We start from the raw sequence: 19,073 nt of genomic DNA, 5'->3' as shown, positions 1-19,073 counted from the left end.
CTCGCTCTCTAATATTTTAAGAAAAATTGCGTCGGATTCCATGGGGTTAACCGTCGAGTAACATTAACGCGCTTTAATCATGCCTAGTTTGTACCGGGTATGTGCGGGTTAGTGCGATGCAACTCAGTGTTTTGAAGACAAACGGTCGCAATCTGGCGCGAGGCTGCGCCATACTGATGGTCGCGGGTGCCGCTGCGGGGTGCAGTTCCCAAGTTTCGCGGTTCAATGGCGTCGACGATGTCTTTACATCCTCGACCAACAATCAGCGCGCCATCATCAACAAGCAGGATGCCGTACAGCAGCCCTATCCGGGCGATGTCGCCGCCGCTCCGATCGATGGCAGCCATACACAGTCGGTCAGCCGCTCCAGCCTCGATCCGGTCTCGACGCGGCCGCTGCCGCCGCCGGTTGCCCAGGCTTCCGAAGTGGCGCCGGTGTCGAAGCCGGTACGCACCGCATTGGCCCCGGCACCGCATGTCGACAGGACCACGACCGGCACCGTCGCCCCAGTGGCGTCGCCTTTCAAGGTTTCGCAACCTGACGAACCCCGCGTGGCTGCTTCCGGCACTCCGCATGCAACCGAGATCGTCGTCAGGGACGGCGAAACGATCGGCGGCCTGGCGCAGCGCTACAAGGTGCCGTCCGCCGTGATCATGAAGGTCAACGGGTTGAGCGCGACCAAGGGGCTGAAGACCGGCCAGAAGCTGGTCATCCCGGCCTACGCCTATTCGAGCAAGAGCGAGCCGAAGCTCGCGGATGCCAAGCCGGCGAAAGACACCAAGCACAACCTGCCGGCCACCGCGCCCGACAAGGTGGCCGTCCTGCCGCAGCAGCCGAAGCCTAGGGAGGGCAAGTCCGCCGCTCCGGTCGACACGTCGGCCGCCGCGAGCCAGCCCAAGGAGCCCAAGCCGCAGGTAGCTGCGGCCAAGGCGACCAATGCAGCTGGCACCTATACGGTTCAGTCGGGCGACACGCTTTCCTCGATTGCCAGGAAGACCGGTGTCGGTGTCGTTGCCATCAAGCAGGCCAACGGCATGCAGGATGGCTTGCTCAAGATCGGCCAGACCCTGAAGGTGCCTGCCGGTGGAACCGCGATCGTCGCCGCCGCCAAGCCGGCCAAGGTCGATCCGGTGACGACGGCCACGACGCAGCCCGCGGCAAAGACCACGCCGTCGGAAACGCTGGCGTCCTACACGCCGCCGAAGAAGGATTCGAAGGTCATCCAGCAGGCCGAGGCCGACGACGCCGTCGCGCCAGACGCCACCGGCATCGGCAAGATGCGCTGGCCGGTGCGCGGCCGCGTGATTTCCGGTTTCGGCTCCGGCAAAGACGGCGTTGACATCGCCGTACCCTCTGGCACACCGGTCAAGGCAGCCGAAAACGGTGTCGTCATCTATGCCGGCGACGGCCTCAAGGAATTCGGTAACACGGTGCTGGTGCGCCACGAGAATGGCCTGGTCACCGTCTACGGCCACGCCAGCTCGATCGAGGTCCAGCGCGGCCAGAAGGTCAAGCGCGGCCAGGAAATCGCGCTGTCGGGCATGAGCGGCACGACGGACTCGCCGAAGCTGCACTTCGAAGTGCGCAAGAACTCCGCCCCGGTCGATCCGTCCGGCTATCTCGAATAGTCGAGGCTATCTCGAATAGAAGAAAAAAAGCAATTTTGCGGGCCGTCTGACCTCCAGTCCGGCCCGCCGGCTCAGCCCGTTCCGAAAGGAGCGGGCTTTTTCAGCTTCAACGCGACGCGCCAGTCTTCAAGCTTCAAAGATGATCACGCAGGGTGTCGGCGATCATGACGCCAAGGCTGCTGGCCTTGATGCCGAGAAGCGTCTCCGCGTCGGAGGAATCGACCAGCAAGGGATTGTCGAAGAGGTAGCTCATTTCGATGAGCTCATGCATGCCCGATGCCTCCATTTCGGGGATGGAATAGGAACGTGTCTCTGGAATTTCACGGTGAAGCATTGCCGCCGTCGTTAGGATGAGTTCCCGGGGTGAGGCGTGTTGCGATGGAACATGGAATGCTCGTCCCCATTCGCCCGTGTAGCGGGAAGCGGCGACCAGTGTCCTGGCCACGTCCTTCGTGAAGGACCAGGCATGAGTCGCGTCGAGGTTTCCAATGAAAGCAGTCGGCCTCCCCTCGATTATGGAGGGCAGCGCGACCAGTGAGAAAGAGCTGATCGCGCCATGTCCAAGATAATCGCTGGACCGCACTTCGACTGCCGGCACGTCCGCACGGACCGCGCGCTGCCACATGATCGTCCGGGCGGTTCCTTTCTTCGAAGTCGGATCCAGAGACAGGTCGGAGTGAAGCGGACTATCGGCATGTTCGCCATAGCCATAGAGGTTTCCGAGTATCACAAGCTTCGCGCCGACCGCTTCCGCGGCCCGCACGGTGCCGTCGATGATTGGGAAAAAGTCGGTCGGCCACCGGTGATAGGCGGCCATGGCACACATGAAAACGGCGTCGGCGTTTCGGCAGATACGCGCCAGTTCAACGCCATCGGTGGCATCGGCCTGCACCGCCCGGACGTTCCGCAACCCGTTTGAGCCGACACTCCGGCTCGTGAGAACGACATCATGTCCTTCTTCTCCCAGAAGGCGCGCGGTCTCGTGCCCGACCGGGCCTGCTCCGACAACTACATAAAAACCCATGGCAACCTCTCGTCCAAACTCTATGGAGAGGCGTAGGTACATGTCCCCGGCATTGAAAATCGCGCGGAAATTGCCAATTCTTGGACAGGTTTTGCCATGAAGTGAGAAAGCATGCATTCGCAGTCTGTTCCGGCTCGATTTCCGCCCGACGTCACAATGGCCTTCTGGCATATCGAAGCGGGCGTCCATCGTCTCTCCAAAGCGGCCCATCATCGCATCATGGTGCATGCAAGCGCGGCGACGCGTTCCTACTGCAATGAGGTTGGTCGATATTTCGTGAGGCGCGCCGGCGATATTGACCTGGTGCCCGCTGGCCAAGAGGGCGGTTTCGAGACTGAAACCCCGTTCGACACGATCGAGATCGCGTTACAACCAGCCCTGATGGAAAGGGTGGCGGCTGAGCTTGGCGGCAAGGCGCGCGCATTGCCGCTCGACACACGTCACCTGCTTCGTGATCAGCGCATCCAACATCTCGCCCGAGCACTCGAGAGCGATGTCAACGCAAACTCACCGAGTGGACCTTTGTTTGCCGACAGCATTGGCGCAGCTCTTGCGGTGAGGCTGCTCGGTCTTGACAATCTCGATGTCGACCGAAGAAACCGGTTGTCAGATGCCCAGCTCAAGCGTGTGTTGGAGCATATTGAGGCTGGCCTGCACGAGCCCCTTTCGATCCTCCGACTGAGCCGAGTTGCCGGGGCGAGCAGCTCGCACTTGCGGGCTTGGTTCAAGGCGGCGACAGGCTTCACCCTGCACCGGTACGTGTTGCGACGCCGGGTCGAACGCGCACGCGTCCTGCTCCGGCGCGGGGATCTCAGCACAAGCGAGGTTGCGGAATTGACGGGCTTTGCGCACCAGTCACACCTGGCGCATTGGATGCGTCGTGAGATCGGCCAAACGCCGCGTGACTTGCGGCGGTCGCAGCCCAAATGATCTTGTCATTGGATGGCGTTGGCGACGCCACCCAACGTATCAGTCCCTCAGTGGCTTGCCGAGCCGGCCAGCCAGGTCCTGGGTGAACTGCCAGGCGACGCGACCTGAGCGGCTGCCGCGGGTGGTCGCCCATTCCAGTGCTTCGGCGCGCAGTTGCTCGGGATCCACGACAAGGCCATGGTGCCTGACATAGCCGTCGATCATGTCGAGATACTCGTCCTGCGAACATTTGTGGAAGCCGAGCCACAGCCCGAACCGGTCGGACAGCGACACTTTTTCCTCGACCGCCTCGGACGGGTTGATGGCGGTCGAGCGCTCGTTGTCGATCATGTCGCGGGGCAAAAGATGCCGGCGGTTCGAGGTGGCATAGAAGATGACATTGGCGGGGCGGCCCTCGACGCCGCCTTCGAGCGCTGCCTTGAGCGATTTGTAGGAGGTGTCGTCGTGGTCGAAGGAGAGGTCGTCGCAAAACAGGATGAAGCGGAAGGGCGCCGCCTTGAGCAATCCCATCAGCTTCGGCAGCGTGTCGATGTCCTCGCGGTGGATTTCGATCAGCTTCAACGGCAGGTCGGACTTGGTCCTGGCGTTGATCTGGGCATGCACGGCCTTGACCAGCGACGATTTGCCCATGCCGCGCGCGCCCCACAACAATACGTTGTTGGCCGGATAGCCGCCAGCGAAGCGTTCGGTGTTGTCGACAAGGATGTCGCGGACGCGGTCGACGCCACGGATCAGGCCGATGTCGACGCGGTTAACCCTGCGCACCGGTTCCAGATAGCCCGGATCGGCCTGCCAGACGAAGCAATCGGCCGCGCCGATGTCGGTTTGGGGTACCGGCGGCGGGGCAAGACGGCTCACCGCTTCGATCAGCCGGTCGAGTTTCTGGTTCAGGGCTTCAATGCTGCTGTCGGTCATGGCTGTCTTTTGTTTCGCGTTTTGACGTGTGGGGGCGTGAAGCTGGCCGATTCCGTCTGATACAAAACCGGCTGCAACCTTTTGTTCGAGCGTGATCTTTTCCAAAAACTGGCTCGCGCTTTTCGCGATCCTGCTCTAACACGGCTCAACAGGCCGGAAAAGCAGCCGATTTGGGCGGCCGCGCAGTTGCATTGACAACTTTACCGACTATATTCCGGCCAAATTTCAAGGGGCCGCCAGATTGGCGGCTGTTTTCAAAATTCAGGAGTACCTCGATGTTCGTGACACCGGCATACGCCCAAGGCGTCGGCGCTTCTCCAGACATGTTCATCAGCATTTTGCCGTTTGTCCTGATTTTCGTGATCATGTATTTTCTGATCATCAGGCCGCAGCGCACGCAGCTGAAGAAGCGCGGCGAGATGCTGGCCGCGGTCCGTCGCGGCGACACGGTCGTCACCGGCGGCGGCTTCGTCGGCAAGGTGACCAAGGTGATCGACGACAACGAGCTCGAGATCGACCTCGGCGGTGGCATGAAGGTGACGGCGCTGCGTTCCACGATCGCCGATGTGCGCGTCAAGGGCGAGCCGGTGGCGAACCAGAATGCCAAGAAATAACCGAATTTTAGGCGGAGCGATCCGCGGACACGCTCTGACGGACGACGCCATATGCTGTATTTTTCGCGCTTCAAGATGATCCTGATCTGGGTGGCCGTGGCCATCACAGTGATCCTCGCCGCGCCCAATCTCATCCCCGCAAGCACCTTGGCCAAGCTTCCCGACTGGGTGCCGAAGCGGCAGATGACGCTCGGCCTCGATCTGCAGGGCGGTTCGCACATCCTGCTGGAGATGAATCAGAACGATCTGATCAAGGACCGGCTGGAGACGACGCGCGACGAAATCCGCACACTGCTGCGCGACGCCAAGATCGGCTATACCGGCCTTGCCGGCACGGGGCGGACCTTGCAGGTCCGCATCACCGATCCCGCTCAACTCGATGCCGCCAAGGCAGCACTGAAGACGCTGACCGATCCGGTCGCTGCCGGCCTGTTCACCGGCGGCTCCATCCAGGAAATGACGCTGGACGATTCCGAGCCCGGCCTGCTCAAGTTCAACGTCACCGACGCCGGCATCAAATATCGCACATCGACGGCGCTGACGCAGTCGATCGAGGTGGTCGAGCGCCGCGTCAACGAACTCGGCACGACCGAACCTATCGTGCAGCGGCAAGGCGACGACCGTATCCTCGTCCAGGTGCCGGGTCTTCAGGATCCGCAAAGGCTGAAGGAAATCCTCGGCCAGACCGCCAAGCTGACCTTCCAGATGGTCGACCAGTCGATGCCGGTGCAGGACGCGCTGAACGCCCGCCCGCCCGCCGGCTCGTCGGTGCTGTACTCGCAGGACGATCCGCCGGTTCCGTATCTGATCGAAAATCGCGTCATCGTCTCGGGCGAAAACCTCGTCGATGCGCAGGCGACATACAATTCGCAGAACAACGAGCCGGTGGTTTCGTTCCGCTTCGATTCGAAGGGTGCCGCGCGTTTCGGCCAGGCGACCTCACAGAATGTCGGCAAGCTGTTCGCCATCATCCTCGACAATCAGGTGATCTCGGCGCCGCAGATTCGTGAGCCGATCCTTGGCGGTACCGGCCAGATTTCCGGCAATTTCACCGCCCAGAGCGCCAACGACCTCGCCGTGCTGCTGCGCGCCGGCGCCTTGCCCGCGACGCTGACGGTGATCGAAGAGCGTACCGTTGGTCCGGGTCTCGGCCAGGATTCGATCCATGCCGGCAAGGTGGCCGGAATCATCGGCTCGATCCTCGTCGTTGCCTTCATGTTCGTGGCCTACGGCTTCCTCGGCTTCCTCGCCAACATCGCGCTGGCGGTGCACGTGGCGATGATCGTCGGACTGTTGTCGCTGCTCGGCGCGACGCTGACCTTGCCTGGTATCGCCGGCATCGTGCTGACCATCGGCATGGCGGTCGATTCCAACGTGCTGATCTACGAACGTATCCGCGAGGAGCGACGAAACGGCCGCTCGGTGATCCAGGCGATCGATACCGGTTTCACCAAGGCGCTGGCGACCATCGTCGATTCCAACGTCACCTCGCTGATCGCAACGGTGGTGCTGTTCTATCTCGGTACCGGGCCGGTGAAGGGCTTTGCCATCACCTTCGCCATCGGCATCCTGACCACGGTCTTCACCGCCTTCACCTTCACCCGTCTGCTGGTCTCGATCTGGCTGCGCCGGGCCCGCCCGAAGGAGTTGCCGAAGGCGCCGGTGACGTTCATTCCGCCCGGCACGAAGATCCCCTTCATGGGCATCCGCCGCTGGACCTTCGCGCTGTCGAGCATCCTTTCGGTGCTCTCGGTCGTGCTGTTCATGACCGTCGACATCAATTACGGCATCGACTTCAAGGGCGGCTCGCTGATCGAGGTGAAGGCCAAGACCGGCAACGCCGACATCGCCGATATCCGCGCGCGGCTGACCGAACTCAACATCGGCGAAGTCCAGGTGCAGCAGTTCGGCGATCCGAACGACGTGCTGATCCGCGTCGGCTCGCAGGATGGCGGCGAGAATGCCGAGCAGACCGTCATCGACAAGGTGCGCGGCGAACTGCAGGACAATTATGACTTCCGCCGCGTGGAAGTGGTGGGACCGACAGTCTCCGGAGAACTCGCCAAGCAAGGCACCATCGCCATGCTGATCGCGCTGCTCGGCATCCTGGTCTATGTCTGGTTCCGCTTCGAATGGCAGTTCGCGGTCGGCGCCATCGTGGCGACGGTGCACGATGTGGTCATGACACTTGGCTTCTTCGTCATCACCGGGCTGGAGTTCAACCAGTCGTCACTGGCGGCGATCCTGACCATCATCGGCTATTCGCTGAATGACACGATCGTGGTCTATGACCGTGTTCGCGAGGATCTGCGAAAATACAAGCGGATGCCGCTGCCGCAACTGTTGAACAACGCCATCAACGAGACTCTGTCGAGGACGACACTGACATCGGTGACGACGATCCTGGCGCTGCTGGCGCTGGTGCTGTTCGGCGGCGAGGTGATCCGCTCGTTCACCATGGCCATGCTGTTCGGCGTCGTCTTCGGCACCTATTCCTCGATCTTTATCGCCGCACCGCTGCTGATCCTGTTCAAGTTGCGGCCGCAGGCAACTGCCGACGAGGAGAAGCCGGTCAATGGCGGCAAGGCGGTCGCGACCTGACGCGCCGCCCCGAAGGGATGACAGAACGATGACCAGCAAAGGCATCGTCATCCGCGAGGCGCATTTTCCGGGCCGCGCGCCGATCGAAGCCTACGGCAATGGCGGGTTCCGCTTTGCCGACATGTCGCATCGCGGCTCGCTGCTCTGCCTGCCATCCGGCATCCATGGCTGGGAGCCGGCGGATCCTCTGGCGCTGACGGTGGCGGATTTCGACAAGCTGCTGGCAGAAGCCGACAGGGTCGAGATCCTGCTGGTCGGCATGGGCAGGGAACTCAGGCCATTGCCCGCCGCACTGCGGGCCGCGCTGAAGGCGGCCGGAATTGCGTCCGACCCGATGTCGACCGGTGCCGCGGTACGGACCTACAATGTCCTTCTGGCGGAAGAGCGCGCCGTGGCCGCCGCGCTCATCGCTGTCGACTGAGATGTCCCAGAATGCCAAAATCGTCATGGACGCGGTGCGCGTCGCCGACCATGATCGCTATCTGACCGCGCTCTACGCGCCCGACGACAAGCGCGACGCGCTGTTTTCGCTCTACGCCTTCAATGCCGAGATCGCAGGCATCCGCGATCGCATCCATGAAGCGTTGCCGGGCGAGGTGAGGCTGCAATGGTGGCGCGATGTCATTGCCGCCGGCGGCGAGGCCGGCGCCGGCCATCCCACTGCCGAAGCCTTGAACGCCACGATAGCGACGTTCGGCCTCCCGGAGCCGGCCTTCGAGAACATGCTCGATGCGCGCATCTTCGACCTCTACGACGACCCGATGCCGTCGCGCATCGATCTGGAAGGCTATTGCGGCGAGACGGCCGCAGCACTCATCCAGCTTGCGGCGATGGTGCTCGATCCCGTCGAGGCGCCGCGCTTTGCCGATCTGGCGGGCAGGGCAGGCTGTGCGCAGGCGATGACCGGCCTGCTGCTGCTGTTGCCGCTGCATCGCCGGCGCGGACAGTGTTTTGTCCCGGCCGATATCCTTGCAGCGGCCGGCTCTTCGCCGCAGGAGTTCGTTGCCGGTGATGGCGGACCCGGCGCCAAACGCGCGGTGGCGGCGATGATGGCGCTGGCACGGGAACATCTTTCCGCCTTCGAGCGAGGCGCTCCGGCTCTGCCTGTATCGCTGCGTCCGGCATTCCTGCCGCTCGCCCTGTCACGTGCCTATCTCGGCAAGATGGAGAATGGTTCGCCGCTCGAAGGCGTGGCGCGGCTGTCGGCCTTGCGCCGGCATTGGCTGCTGCTGCGTCGCGCGAGCAAGGGCTGGCCTGCGCTTTGACGTAAACGTCAATCATGTTAAGACGTCCCCGCGCCAAACTGTTGCTGAAGACAACAGGCCGGCCCGGAGGAGATGAATGAGCTTACCCATATTGGTAGCGATCGTTACCTTCGGCATCGCGCTGTCGGTTGCGGCGGTGCATTTCACCGGCGGCAGCAAGACGGCGACGCTCAGCAGTGTCGATCGCGCAGTGAGCCGATTCACTGAGGATTTTCCCGACGAGATCGCGACGGTGGTCCGCCTGACAGCGGATGCCAAGACGGCGTTTCTGGATATCGGGCGAGGGCGCATCGGCATCGTTCACAGCATCGGCGATCGCTTTTTGACCCGCATCGTCTCGCCTCAGAATGTCGCGGTTTTGAACGCCGGAGATGCGAACACGGTTTCGCTGCGGCTCGCCGATTTCACCTGGAAGGGCGGCCGCTTCCGCTTTGCCAGCTCAACGGATGCACAGGGCGTGCTGAAAGCGCTTGAGCCGCAAGGTTCAAATTCCACTGGGCAGGCCGCGTGATGGACAGCTACAATTTCCCGCAAGTCACCCAACTGGCCATCCCGTTCTTCGTGGTCGCGATCCTGATCGAGCTTTGGTTGGTGCGCACCGGCCGCGCCAGGGATTCGTTCGAGACGCGCGACACCTTGACCAGCCTGATGATGGGCACCGGCAATGTCGTTGCCGGGCTGCTGCTTGGCGTCGTGTCCTACTGGGCACTGCTGTGGCTGTGGCAATTCCGCGTCTTCAATCTCGGCCTGTCGGTCTGGGTGTTCCTGGCCGCCTTCCTGCTCGATGATCTGCGCTACTACGTCTATCATCGCATCGCGCACCGGGTGCGCTGGGTGTGGGCCGAACACGTAAACCACCATTCCAGCCAGCACTACAATCTGTCGACGGCGCTCAGGCAAAGCTGGACCGGTCTGTTCACCTTCATGTTCGTTTTGCAGGCGCCGCTGGTGCTGCTCGGCTTCCACCCGGCGGTGATTGCCTTCACCTTCGGCTTCAACCTTGTCTGGCAGTTCTGGATCCACACCGAGACGATCGGCAAGATGTGGAGCTGGTTCGAGTTCGTCTTCAACACGCCGTCACACCACCGCGTCCATCACGCCACCAATCCGCGCTACCTCGACGCCAACTATGCCGGCACGCTGATCATCTGGGATCGCGTGTTCGGCACCTTCGTCGGAGAACTGGAAGAAGACCGGCCGCGCTACGGCATCGTCAGGAATCTCGGCACCTTCAATCCGCTGAAAGTGGCGTTCCATGAATGGATCGGCATGTTCAGGGATGCCTTTGCGCCCGGTCTGACGTTGAGCGACCGCCTGAACTATCTGATCAAGCCGCCGGGCTGGAGCCATGACGGCTCGCGCGAAACTTCCGAGACATTGAAAGCAGCCTATGTCAGGCGAAATCCTGATGAGGCGGGCAAGCCGGGGTTGCCGGCGGCTGGTGTCGAGCCAGCCGAATAACCATCGCCTCAGGATGGTTCGCTCGACCCGCCCTCGCGCATCAGCGTTTCATAGTCGCGACCGCCATGGAAGATGTTGACGATGCGGACGAAGTTATCGTCGATGATGTAAGCGATGACTGCAGAGTGCTCGAACGGAACTGTTCGCAATCCTGGCAGGATGTCGTCGCGGGAACGACCGCCGCGAGGCGCGTTGCCGATGCTCTGGCACCGGTCTTCGATGCGCAGAACGAACTTCAGCGCGACGTCAGGACTTCCATTGGCTTCGACTATATGTCTGAAAATGTTGGCCAGATCATTTCTGGCATCTTCACGATACTCGACCTCAAGCCGCCGAATCATCGGCACGGCTCGAATACTGGGCGAAGAGTCCCCGGAGGTGAGTGCGAACCTCTTCTCCCGAATGGCCCGGCCTTGTATCCTCGATCGACGCCTTCACCCGGGCTCTGATCGACGCCATGCGCTCGGCATGCTCTTCCTCTTCGCGCTGGAAGGCGCGAAGGGCTGCACGGATGACTTCGCTGGCCGATCCGAAGGAGCCATCTTCGACCTTTTCGCGGATCATGCGCGCCATTGCGGGCGTGACGGTGATCGATAGTTTCTCGGCGGATTCCATGGCTGTCTCTCTTAGGCAAGAAGTGAGATAGTATCCTACTTGACGCCTATGGTCCAATCAGAGAGGAAGCTGGCTACTCTGCAGCTTCGGCCGTTTCCGTTTGCGCCGCCAATCCCAGCCATTGCCGGCAATCGGCGCGTGCGCGCGATGTGATGGCATGCCGCTTGGCGACGGTCTTGTCCTTGCCGCGCATGCGCTTGCCCTCGGTCTTCGGCGCTTCCACAGGCGGGAACAGGCCGAAATTGACATTCATCGGCTGGAAAGAGCGCTTTCCCGGCTCGTCATCCGAAACGATGTGGCCGCCTGTGATGTGGTTGAGCAGCGCGCCGAAGGCCGTGGTCAGCGGCGGCAGCGACGGCGCATGGCCGAGCCTTTCCGCGGCGGCGAAACGGCCGGCGAGCAGGCCGATCGCGGCACTCTCGACATAGCCCTCGCAGCCGGTGATCTGGCCGGCAAAACGCAGGCCGGGGCGCGACTTCAGCTGCAGCGAAGCGTCGAGCAAGGTCGGCGAGTTGATGTAGGTGTTGCGGTGCAGGCCGCCGAGGCGGGCGAAATCGGCGTTTTCGAGACCCGGTATGGTGCGGAACACGCGCACCTGCTCGGCGTGCTTCAGCTTGGTCTGGAAGCCGACCATGTTATAGAGCGTGCCCAGCGCATTGTCCTGCCGCAGCTGGACGACGGCATAGGCCTTCACCGTCGGATTGTGTGCATTGGTCAGCCCCATCGGCTTCATCGGGCCGTAACGGAGCGTCTCGACGCCGCGTTCGGCCATGATCTCAATCGGCAGGCAGCCGTCGAAATAGGGCGTGCCTTCCCATTGCTTGAATTCGGTTTTCTGGCCGTCGACCAGCGCCTGAACGAAGGCAAGGTACTGGTCCTTGTCCATCGGGCAGTTGATGTAGTCCTTACCGGTGCCGCCGGGCCCGACCTTGTCGTAGCGCGACTGGAACCAGCAAATGTCCATGTCGATCGTGTCGAAGTGGACGATCGGCGCGATGGCGTCGAAGAAGGCTAGCGCATCGGCGCCGGTCGCTTCCGCGATCGACTGGGCAAGTGAGGGCGCGGTCAATGGACCCGTGGCGATGATCGCCTGGTCCCAATCCGCCGGCGGCAGGCCCGGCACTTCCTCGCGCTGGATTGATATCAGCGGGTGCGCTTCAAGCCTTTTCGTCACCGCGTCGGCAAATCCGTCGCGGTCGACCGCGAGCGCGCCGCCAGCAGGCACCTGGTTGGCGTCGCCGGCGCTCATGATCAGCGAGCCGGCCAGCCGCATTTCGGCATGCAACAGGCCGACGGCATTGTTGTCGGCGTCGTCGGAGCGGAAGGAGTTCGAACAGACCAGCTCGGCCAGGCTGTCGGTCTTGTGCGCATCGGTGCCGCGAACGGGCCGCATTTCATGCAGGATGACGGGCACGCCGGCCTCGGCTGCCTGCCATGCGGCTTCGGAACCGGCGAGGCCGCCGCCGATGATGTGGATTGGGTTTTTGCTCATGAACGCCGGAATAATCGCTTGGTGCGGCGATTGCAATTGCCGTGCGCGGTGCGGAGCAAACAGCTGCTGATCGGAGCGCCCCAGAAAACAACAACACCCGCCGGGGGAGGAGGTCCGGCGGGTGTCGTTTTTGGGGTCGACCCTCGGGAGGAGGTGAAGGCCGACCATATTCGTCATCGCCGGGGAGGAGGTCGGCTTTGACGAAAACTCTTTCGCTAATTTTGAAAGGGGCGAAACCCTTCTGGGGCCGGGAAACAGCGCCCGCCGCGGGAGGAGGTGCGGCGGGCGCCGTTTTGGTGGCCAACCTTCGGGAGGAGGTGAAGGTCGGACCTATTCGTCATTGCCGGGGAGGAGGTCGGCTTTGACGAAATCTCTTTCGCTAATTTTGAAAGGGGCGAAACCCTTTGGGGCAAATTTGATTTGCCCCGGGGAAACAGCGCCCGCCGCGGGAGGAGGTGCGGCGGGCGCCGTTTTTGTGGCCAACCCTCGGGAGGAGGTAAGGGGTGACCGTATTCGTCAAGGTCGGGGAGGAGGTCGACCCTGGCGAAATTCTGTCTAGATCGCCTGGCGGGCGATGATCTTGATTTCGTCGCGGACGATACCGAGATCATGCAGCTGGCGGTTGGAAAGGCGACCCAGCTCGGTAACCGTCTCGCGATAAACGCGCCAGTTACGATAGTTGCGGATCAGGTTCATTGTCGTTCTCTTTTTCAAAACTGGTTCGGACCATTCGCGGTCCGAAGAATTAGACCGCCTTGCGAGCGACGTAAGGAATGTCGCTGCGGCTGATGCCGAGGTCGGTCAGTTCACGGTTGCTCAGGCGGCTCAGCTCGGACACGGTGTCCCTGTAGCGGCGCCAGTTGCGGTAGTTGCGGATCAGGTTCATGGTAGTTCTCGTTTCGTCTTTCTTGCGGATCATTCCGTTTGTGTACGAACTATAAATAGGCGGACCCATATCGATTTAAAAGCGCTATGGCTGCATGGCAGCAATGCAAATTGTGCAATGCAGCATTAACGGGCGTTCACGGACCTGACACAAAGAAACCCGAATCGGAAAATGCCGCCGCGTCAACGATTTGACCGGATCGGCTGAAAAAAAGACCAAACGTGGGGGAGACACAGCATGGCGGGGTATTCGTCGCGAGTCAGGGCGGATATCGCGCGTTGGCTGCAGGCCGGGCTGATTGACGCCGCCACAGCCGATTCGCTTTCGCGCAATGTCGAGGCCAACGCGCGCGAGTCGCTCAGCTTCGGCTCTGTCCTGGCAATGATGGCCGCTTTGCTGTTCGGCGCCGCCATCCTGATTTTCGTCGCCGCCAACTGGGACGCCATCCCGCGCCTGGCACGCGTGGCGGCACTGTTTGCCGTCATCCTCGGCGGCTATGTCGGCGGCGCGGTGCTGAAGACCCGCGACCATGCGGCCATCGGGGAAGCGCTCTGGATCGTGGCGGCTGCGGCTTTCGGCGGCTCGATCGCACTGGTCGGCCAGATGTATCATCTCTCGGGCGACGAGGCCTCGGCTCTGGTCACCTGGGGCGCCGGCACGGCGCTGGCGGCAGTGGCGATGCGTTCGAACCCGTTGACCATGGCTTCGGTCGGCATCGCCGATGCCTGGCTGTTCCTGAAAGGCTTCGACTATTACAGCCGCAGCGAATTTCCGCATGCCTTCTTGATCATGGCGATCGTGCTGTTTGCCGTCTCGTTCTGGACCCGCAGCCAGGCGGCGCGCCACCTGATCATCCTGTCGGTTCTGTTCTATCTTGTGCTGCTGGTCACCAACCACGACACGCTGCAGGTGGCGATCCCGCTGGTCGTCGTCTCGGCGCTGCTGTTCGCGGCCTCGGTCTTCGCGCCGGATCCGGTCGACCGGGTCGTGCAGCTCGGCGGCCGCTTGCCCTTGCACGCATTGCTCGGCTTCCTCACCGGCCTCGCAATGATCCAGTTCGAACTGGCCGATGAAAGCACCTACGAAAGCGGTTTTGCCCTCGCTTCGGTGATCGCGCTTGCCGGCATTGTCGCCGCAATCGTGCTGGCAGGACGGGAGAGCCGTGGGCTGCGCTGGCTTGCCTATGCCGGCTTCGCCTTCGAACTCGCCATCATCTATGTGGTGACCTTGCAATCGATGCTCGATACAGCCGGCTTCTTCCTTGCCGCCGCGGTGCTGCTCGGCATCCTTGCGATCGTCATCATCCGCGTGGAAAAACGCATGAAGGGCCCAGATGCCAAAGGAGCCACGGCATGATCACCGGGAAAAGGCTTGTCATCTCGGCACTGGTGCTGGCGCTCGTTCAAATCGGCTTCCTGAGCTGGATCATCGCCGGTCGCGCGGCCATCCTGCGCAACGGCAAGGAAGTCTTGCTGAAGATCGAACCTGTCGATCCGCGCGACCTCCTGCGCGGCGATTATATTATCCTGGGCTACGATATTTCGCGCATACCGGTGAAAATGATCGCCAACATTCCGCCCGACAAGTTTTCCAGCGACGACACCTCGATTGTCGTGCGCCTGAAGAAGGGCTCCGACGGCTATTGGCAGCCGACGACAGCCTGGTTCGGCAAGGCGCCGAAGCCGGCCGCTGCGGACGAGGCCGATATTTTAGGCCACATCGCCGAGGGCTGGGATCTTCGCGGCGAAGGGATGACCATCGCGCCGGACTATGGCATCGAACGCTTCTATCTGCCGGAAGGCGAGGGGATGGCGATCCAGAACGACATGCGGGTGCGGCCATTCGGCATCCGTCTTGCGCTCGCCGGCGACGGCACCGCGCAGATCAAGGCGCTGGTGGACGGCGACAAGACGCTGTTCGAGGAACCACTCTACTAAGTCCCTTATTTGCAGTGGTGTGAAACATGCCAGTTAGCCTGTCGACGCGTGAGGACATCAACCTCGACACTGTTTTCCGCGTCGCCTGGAAGAAGGACACGGTGGACATCGACGAGAAGGCCTTGCAGCGCATCGCCGAATGCCGCGCCTCGTTTCTCAGGCTGATTGAATCCGATCCGCCACCGGTCATCTATGGCGTCACCACCGCCATGGGAGAGCTGGCGAGCCGCAAGCTCGAACTCGACGAGCGGGATCGCCATGCGCGCATCAAGGCGTTTGCCGCCGCCACCTCGTTCGGCGATCCCTTGCCGGATCGCGTGGTCAGGGCGATCGTGCTTGCCCGCCTGACGAACTTCATCGAGGGCAACGCCGCCACCTCGCCACGCATCGCGCTTGCCGTGGCCGCAATGCTCAATGGTGGGCCGATGCCAACAGTGCCGGCCTCGGGCCAGGGCGGCGCCGGCGAAATCCTGGCGCTCTATCCGCTGTTTGCCGAGCTTTCGACGCCATTCGATCTCGAGGTCAAGGAACGCGGCTCGCTGATCAACGGCTCGCCCTGCGCTGCAGCCCTCGTAGCGGACGCGGCGCTCGCGGCGCGCCGCCGGATCCGCATGGCGCAAAAAGTGTTCGCGCTGTCGATCGAGGCGTTTCGCGCCCCGCTCGAACACTATGACGCCGCCCTCGATACGCTCTGGGGTGATGAGCATGAGGCCGCGGCCCTGCAGGGTTTGCGGGAATTTCTGGTTGGCGCCGGCGATGGGCGACGCAATTATCAGGCGCCGGTCAGCTACCGCATCGTGCCGCGCGTCCTCGGCCAGGCGCATCGTGCGCTGTCGTCGGCCGAGCGGGCAGCCAATGTGTCGCTGGCCTCTATATCGGACAATCCGGTCTATATCCCGCCCGACGATGCACATCCGCTCGGCCGCTGCATCTCGACCGGCGGCTATCACAACGCCATGGCGACGCCGGCGCTGGATGATCTGGCGGCGATATGGGCCGACATCTGCCTGCTTTGTGATCGCCACGCCTCCAAGCTGCTCAACGGCAAGGTGTCGCTGCTGCCCGATCTTCTGATGACCGGACGACACTCGGCCGACAGCGATGGCCACGGCAATGTCGGCTACGTGCCGATGGCGATCACCGGCTATCTCGAGCAGGCCAAGCTGGCGGCGCAACGTACCTTCATTCCGGGCACGGAATCGGCCGGTGCGGGGCAGGACGACGTCGCCACGACGGCATTCTTCGCATGGACCAAGGAAGCGACCGCCGGCCGCTGCGTCGATGCCGCCATGGCGATGCTGGCGATGATCGCCTCGCAGGCGCTGCACGTCACCGAACGGACGCCGCCGCCGGCACTACGGTCCTTCGTCGATCAAGTCAGAGCTATCGTGCCGCCTGTCGGTGCCGATCGTGTGCTGGGGCCTGAGCTTGCCAGGCTGGCGGAATGGTTCACACAGAAAGTGTTCGAGGCGTAGAGATGCCAACAAGCCCTGGCTGGTGAAATTGGTGCGCCTGAACGGATGAAATTCGAACCGGTCCTCCTTGGCCAAGGCTTCGGAGGACGCTCCTTTGTCTAAGCGGTGTCGCGCCTTCAGGCGACCCGCTTCAGGTCTTTGTCTTTGTGCATGTCGCTCTCCCAAAACCGAGGTCACTTTGGGCGACATGCACTAACGAGCTTCAGGTGGCCCGTCACCCCAAGCTCGAAGAGCGAAGGCTGGTGCGGACGACGGGAATCGAACCCGTACGATCAGAGATCGAGGGATTTTAAGTCCCTTGCGTCTACCAATTCCGCCACGTCCGCAGGCCAGCCCTTTTCAGACGCCTGACACAGGCCGTCAAGTCGTGTTGTTGAGCGTTCGCCGAACGTGCAAACAGACGGGGCGGCTTGATGATACTGGCGCGATCACGGAATTATCGGCGCGGCGGGTAGTGGTAGGATGCCTGTGTGGTGGATTTGATCTGCCAAGGCCGGCGCCTCTCAGGCCCAACCCATTCCCCCCGCCCACTGGGAGCGTCGGCCACCCTTCCATGAAAGAGCCCTTTGAGTGGCTGCCTGGTCTGGCAGCGTCGCGATTGTGGCCCTGCTCAGAACTTGTAGCTCAAATTGATGCCTACCGTGTTGAGCTTCACGTTCTGATCGCGATCGTTGAAGGGTTCCGCCACGTCGTAGTGCTCGGAGCCGAAATCATAGTAGCGATACTGTGCGCCGACGACGAACTTGTCGGTCAACGCGTAGTCGACGCCGGCACCCACGGTCCAGCCGACATTCGTGCGCGTGCTGGCGAACGCCGGACCCGCGACTTGCGATGTTTCGATGCCGGCAAAGGCGACGCCGCCAATGCCGTAGACCAGCAGGCGATCCATGGCGTAGCCGGCCTTGGCGTTGACCGACCCGAACCACTTGATGTCGGTGCCGAATGTGCTTCCCAGCGCCGATACCGTCGTGCCGCCGACCGAGGAATAGTTGAGGTCCGCCTCGGCGCCGAGCACCGCCTGGTTGAACTGCCACAGGCCTGCGACATGGCCGCCGACAAAACCGCCGTCAATGTCGGGCGCGATGGAAAACGGCGCGCCTTCTGTCACCGATATATCGGATTGGCCCCAGCCATAGCCGGCCTGCAGACCAGCGTAGTAGCCCGTCCAGTCGAAGCCGGGCGCGGTCATAGGCACGTCGACCGCTGGGTCGGCTGCAAAAGCCGGCACGGCCAGAACGGCAAGAAAACCGGCACTTGCGACTATCAGTCGACGCATCGAACTCCCCAAATGACGATTCAGAAAGGTCCTCGCCAGAAGGATAACCGCATTCGCCGCAATCGCAATCCCCCTGTCGCCGCACAGAATCCTCTATTTGGCGTCGATGAAGTCCAGCACAGCCTGGTTATATTCGTCCGGCGCTTGCAGCATGGCGAAATGACTGGCGTTGGGCAGGATAATCAGCTTCGCGCCCGGGATGACGGAGGCGATATATTCGGTGTGTTCGCGCTTGATCGCTTCGTCATGGTCGCCGGCAACGATCGCCGTCGGCGTGGTTATCTCAGCGAGCTGCTCCTTGGTCCACGCCGGCTCGGTCTCCCACATATGGCTCATCTGCGCCACGAAGGCGTCATACTGGTCCGGTGTTTTCGACATCTTCTTGTATTCGCGGCCGGAGCGGTCGATGTAGGCGGCAAAGGTCTTGTTGGTCATCACGCCCGGATCGACGCCGTCGGTGGTTACGTTGGCGGCTTGCGCAAAGAGCCTTGTCAGCCGCTCCGGATGATGCAGTGCGATGTCGATACCGATAATTCCGCCATCGCTCCAGCCGACGAGCGCGGTCTTGTCGATCTTCAGGTGATCGAGCAGCGCCAGATAGTCCGACGCCATCAAGTCATAGCCATAGGGCTGCTCGGTGCGGGTGGAGCGGCCGTGACCACGGCTGTCGGCGACGATCACCTTGTGCGTCTTGGAAAACGTGGCCACCTGGCTGGCCCAGATGTCGGCGTGGCCGAGGCCACCATGGATGAGCAGCACGGGGTCACCCGCTCCGAAAACGGCGTAGTACATATGGATGCCGTTCACCGGCGCATATCCGCTCTGATCGGGTTTGGGCATGGCTGCAGGCTCCGGCAAGGTCTGCCAACGTTCCTCGGCGGCGGCAAAAGCGCTCGAGGCGGCGAACAAGATGACGATGGCGAACACTTTGCAAAAACGGGTCATGTTTTCCCC

The 19,073-nt window shown here is 62.2% G+C and carries 20 protein-coding genes and 1 tRNA gene; 11 read left to right on the top strand and 10 right to left on the bottom strand.

The window, feature by feature from the left end; genetic code table 11:
• Positions 1–116 precede the first annotated feature (116 nt).
• Positions 117–1,628, top strand: coding sequence for a peptidoglycan DD-metalloendopeptidase family protein (locus NKJ04_RS21605; RefSeq protein ID WP_352677341.1), 1,512 nt, complete (start codon positions 117–119; stop codon positions 1,626–1,628).
• 133 nt (positions 1,629–1,761) lie between these two features.
• Here NKJ04_RS21605 and NKJ04_RS21600 read toward each other — a convergent pair whose 3' ends face one another.
• Entirely contained in the window at positions 1,762–2,652 is an 891-nt protein-coding gene (locus NKJ04_RS21600; protein ID WP_023812181.1) for an NAD-dependent epimerase/dehydratase family protein, read from the bottom strand.
• Between the two features lie 111 nt (positions 2,653–2,763).
• Here NKJ04_RS21600 and NKJ04_RS21595 point away from each other — a divergent pair, with 111 nt between their 5' ends.
• A complete protein-coding gene (locus NKJ04_RS21595) occupies positions 2,764–3,582 on the top strand; it encodes an AraC family transcriptional regulator (RefSeq protein ID WP_023812180.1) in 819 nt (272 codons plus the stop codon).
• 39 nt (positions 3,583–3,621) lie between these two features.
• Here NKJ04_RS21595 and NKJ04_RS21590 read toward each other — a convergent pair whose 3' ends face one another.
• The gene (locus NKJ04_RS21590) at positions 3,622–4,497 is read right to left on the bottom strand and encodes an ATP-binding protein (protein WP_023812179.1); all 876 of its coding nucleotides are present in this window, start codon (positions 4,495–4,497) and stop codon (positions 3,622–3,624) included.
• A 275-nt stretch (positions 4,498–4,772) separates the two neighbouring features.
• Here NKJ04_RS21590 and yajC point away from each other — a divergent pair, with 275 nt between their 5' ends.
• From yajC to NKJ04_RS21560, 6 genes are all read left to right on the top strand, one after another.
• Positions 4,773–5,111, top strand: a complete 339-nt coding sequence (yajC, locus tag NKJ04_RS21585; protein ID WP_023812178.1) for a preprotein translocase subunit YajC — start codon at positions 4,773–4,775, stop codon at positions 5,109–5,111.
• A gap of 51 nt (positions 5,112–5,162) precedes the next feature.
• Positions 5,163–7,712: a protein translocase subunit SecDF gene (gene secDF, locus NKJ04_RS21580; RefSeq protein WP_352609624.1), complete on the top strand. Its 2,550-nt coding sequence runs from the start codon at positions 5,163–5,165 to the stop codon at positions 7,710–7,712.
• 28 nt (positions 7,713–7,740) lie between these two features.
• Positions 7,741–8,133 (top strand): Mth938-like domain-containing protein, encoded by a 393-nt coding sequence (locus NKJ04_RS21575; protein WP_352609625.1) that lies wholly within the window; start codon positions 7,741–7,743, stop codon positions 8,131–8,133.
• A 1-nt stretch (position 8,134) separates the two neighbouring features.
• On the top strand, positions 8,135–8,977 hold the full coding sequence (locus NKJ04_RS21570) for a phytoene/squalene synthase family protein (protein ID WP_352629417.1): 843 nt from the start codon (positions 8,135–8,137) through the stop codon (positions 8,975–8,977).
• 136 nt (positions 8,978–9,113) lie between these two features.
• A complete protein-coding gene (locus NKJ04_RS21565; RefSeq protein ID WP_348629836.1) occupies positions 9,114–9,488 on the top strand; it encodes a hypothetical protein in 375 nt (124 codons plus the stop codon).
• Entirely contained in the window at positions 9,488–10,438 is a 951-nt protein-coding gene (locus tag NKJ04_RS21560) for a sterol desaturase family protein (RefSeq protein WP_206638039.1), read from the top strand. Before NKJ04_RS21565 ends, NKJ04_RS21560 begins: the two co-directional genes overlap by 1 nt.
• Before the next feature lie 8 nt (positions 10,439–10,446).
• On the opposite strand, the gene NKJ04_RS21555 is transcribed toward NKJ04_RS21560, so the two are convergent.
• From NKJ04_RS21555 to NKJ04_RS21535, 5 genes are all read right to left on the bottom strand, one after another.
• Positions 10,447–10,779, bottom strand: a complete 333-nt coding sequence (locus NKJ04_RS21555; RefSeq protein WP_128304048.1) for a type II toxin-antitoxin system RelE/ParE family toxin — start codon at positions 10,777–10,779, stop codon at positions 10,447–10,449.
• Positions 10,763–11,053 carry a type II toxin-antitoxin system ParD family antitoxin gene (locus NKJ04_RS21550; protein WP_352552353.1) on the bottom strand — a complete coding sequence of 97 codons (291 nt, stop codon included), beginning with the start codon at positions 11,051–11,053 and terminating at the stop codon, positions 10,763–10,765. Before NKJ04_RS21550 ends, NKJ04_RS21555 begins: the two co-directional genes overlap by 17 nt.
• 73 nt (positions 11,054–11,126) lie before the next feature.
• Positions 11,127–12,545: a methylenetetrahydrofolate--tRNA-(uracil(54)-C(5))-methyltransferase (FADH(2)-oxidizing) TrmFO gene (gene trmFO, locus NKJ04_RS21545; protein WP_352439910.1), complete on the bottom strand. Its 1,419-nt coding sequence runs from the start codon at positions 12,543–12,545 to the stop codon at positions 11,127–11,129.
• A 555-nt stretch (positions 12,546–13,100) separates the two neighbouring features.
• Positions 13,101–13,241, bottom strand: a complete 141-nt coding sequence (locus NKJ04_RS21540) for a DUF1127 domain-containing protein (RefSeq protein WP_013531314.1) — start codon at positions 13,239–13,241, stop codon at positions 13,101–13,103.
• 49 nt (positions 13,242–13,290) lie between these two features.
• Positions 13,291–13,431, bottom strand: a complete 141-nt coding sequence (locus NKJ04_RS21535) for a DUF1127 domain-containing protein (RefSeq protein WP_013531315.1) — start codon at positions 13,429–13,431, stop codon at positions 13,291–13,293.
• Positions 13,432–13,668: 237 nt separating this feature from the next.
• Between NKJ04_RS21535 and NKJ04_RS21530 the strand changes: the two genes are divergently transcribed.
• Genes NKJ04_RS21530 through NKJ04_RS21520 form a run of 3 tightly spaced genes read left to right on the top strand, consistent with a single transcriptional unit; the run spans position 13,669 to position 16,843 of the window.
• Complete coding sequence (locus NKJ04_RS21530) at positions 13,669–14,787, top strand: DUF2157 domain-containing protein (protein ID WP_352677340.1); 1,119 nt, start codon at positions 13,669–13,671, stop codon at positions 14,785–14,787.
• Positions 14,784–15,368 carry a GDYXXLXY domain-containing protein gene (locus NKJ04_RS21525; protein ID WP_128304022.1) on the top strand — a complete coding sequence of 195 codons (585 nt, stop codon included), beginning with the start codon at positions 14,784–14,786 and terminating at the stop codon, positions 15,366–15,368. The genes NKJ04_RS21530 and NKJ04_RS21525 overlap by 4 nt, the downstream gene beginning before the upstream one ends.
• Positions 15,369–15,394: 26 nt before the next feature.
• A complete protein-coding gene (locus NKJ04_RS21520; RefSeq protein WP_352677339.1) occupies positions 15,395–16,843 on the top strand; it encodes an aromatic amino acid lyase in 1,449 nt (482 codons plus the stop codon).
• A gap of 240 nt (positions 16,844–17,083) precedes the next feature.
• Here the strand turns inward: NKJ04_RS21520 and NKJ04_RS21515 are convergent.
• The 3 genes from NKJ04_RS21515 to NKJ04_RS21505 form a co-directional block, all read right to left on the bottom strand.
• A tRNA-Leu gene (locus NKJ04_RS21515) sits at positions 17,084–17,169 on the bottom strand.
• A 284-nt stretch (positions 17,170–17,453) separates the two neighbouring features.
• Positions 17,454–18,119: an outer membrane protein gene (locus NKJ04_RS21510; protein ID WP_023812168.1), complete on the bottom strand. Its 666-nt coding sequence runs from the start codon at positions 18,117–18,119 to the stop codon at positions 17,454–17,456.
• 93 nt (positions 18,120–18,212) lie between these two features.
• A complete protein-coding gene (locus NKJ04_RS21505) occupies positions 18,213–19,064 on the bottom strand; it encodes an alpha/beta fold hydrolase (RefSeq protein ID WP_352552344.1) in 852 nt (283 codons plus the stop codon).
• Positions 19,065–19,073 lie beyond the last annotated feature (9 nt).

It is taken from the genome of Mesorhizobium sp. M0618, from assembly GCF_040320765.1.
GTDB lineage: Bacteria > Pseudomonadota > Alphaproteobacteria > Rhizobiales > Rhizobiaceae > Mesorhizobium.
Note: the sequence above shows the minus strand (reverse complement) of the source record. Positions and strands in the feature narration are given on the sequence as shown.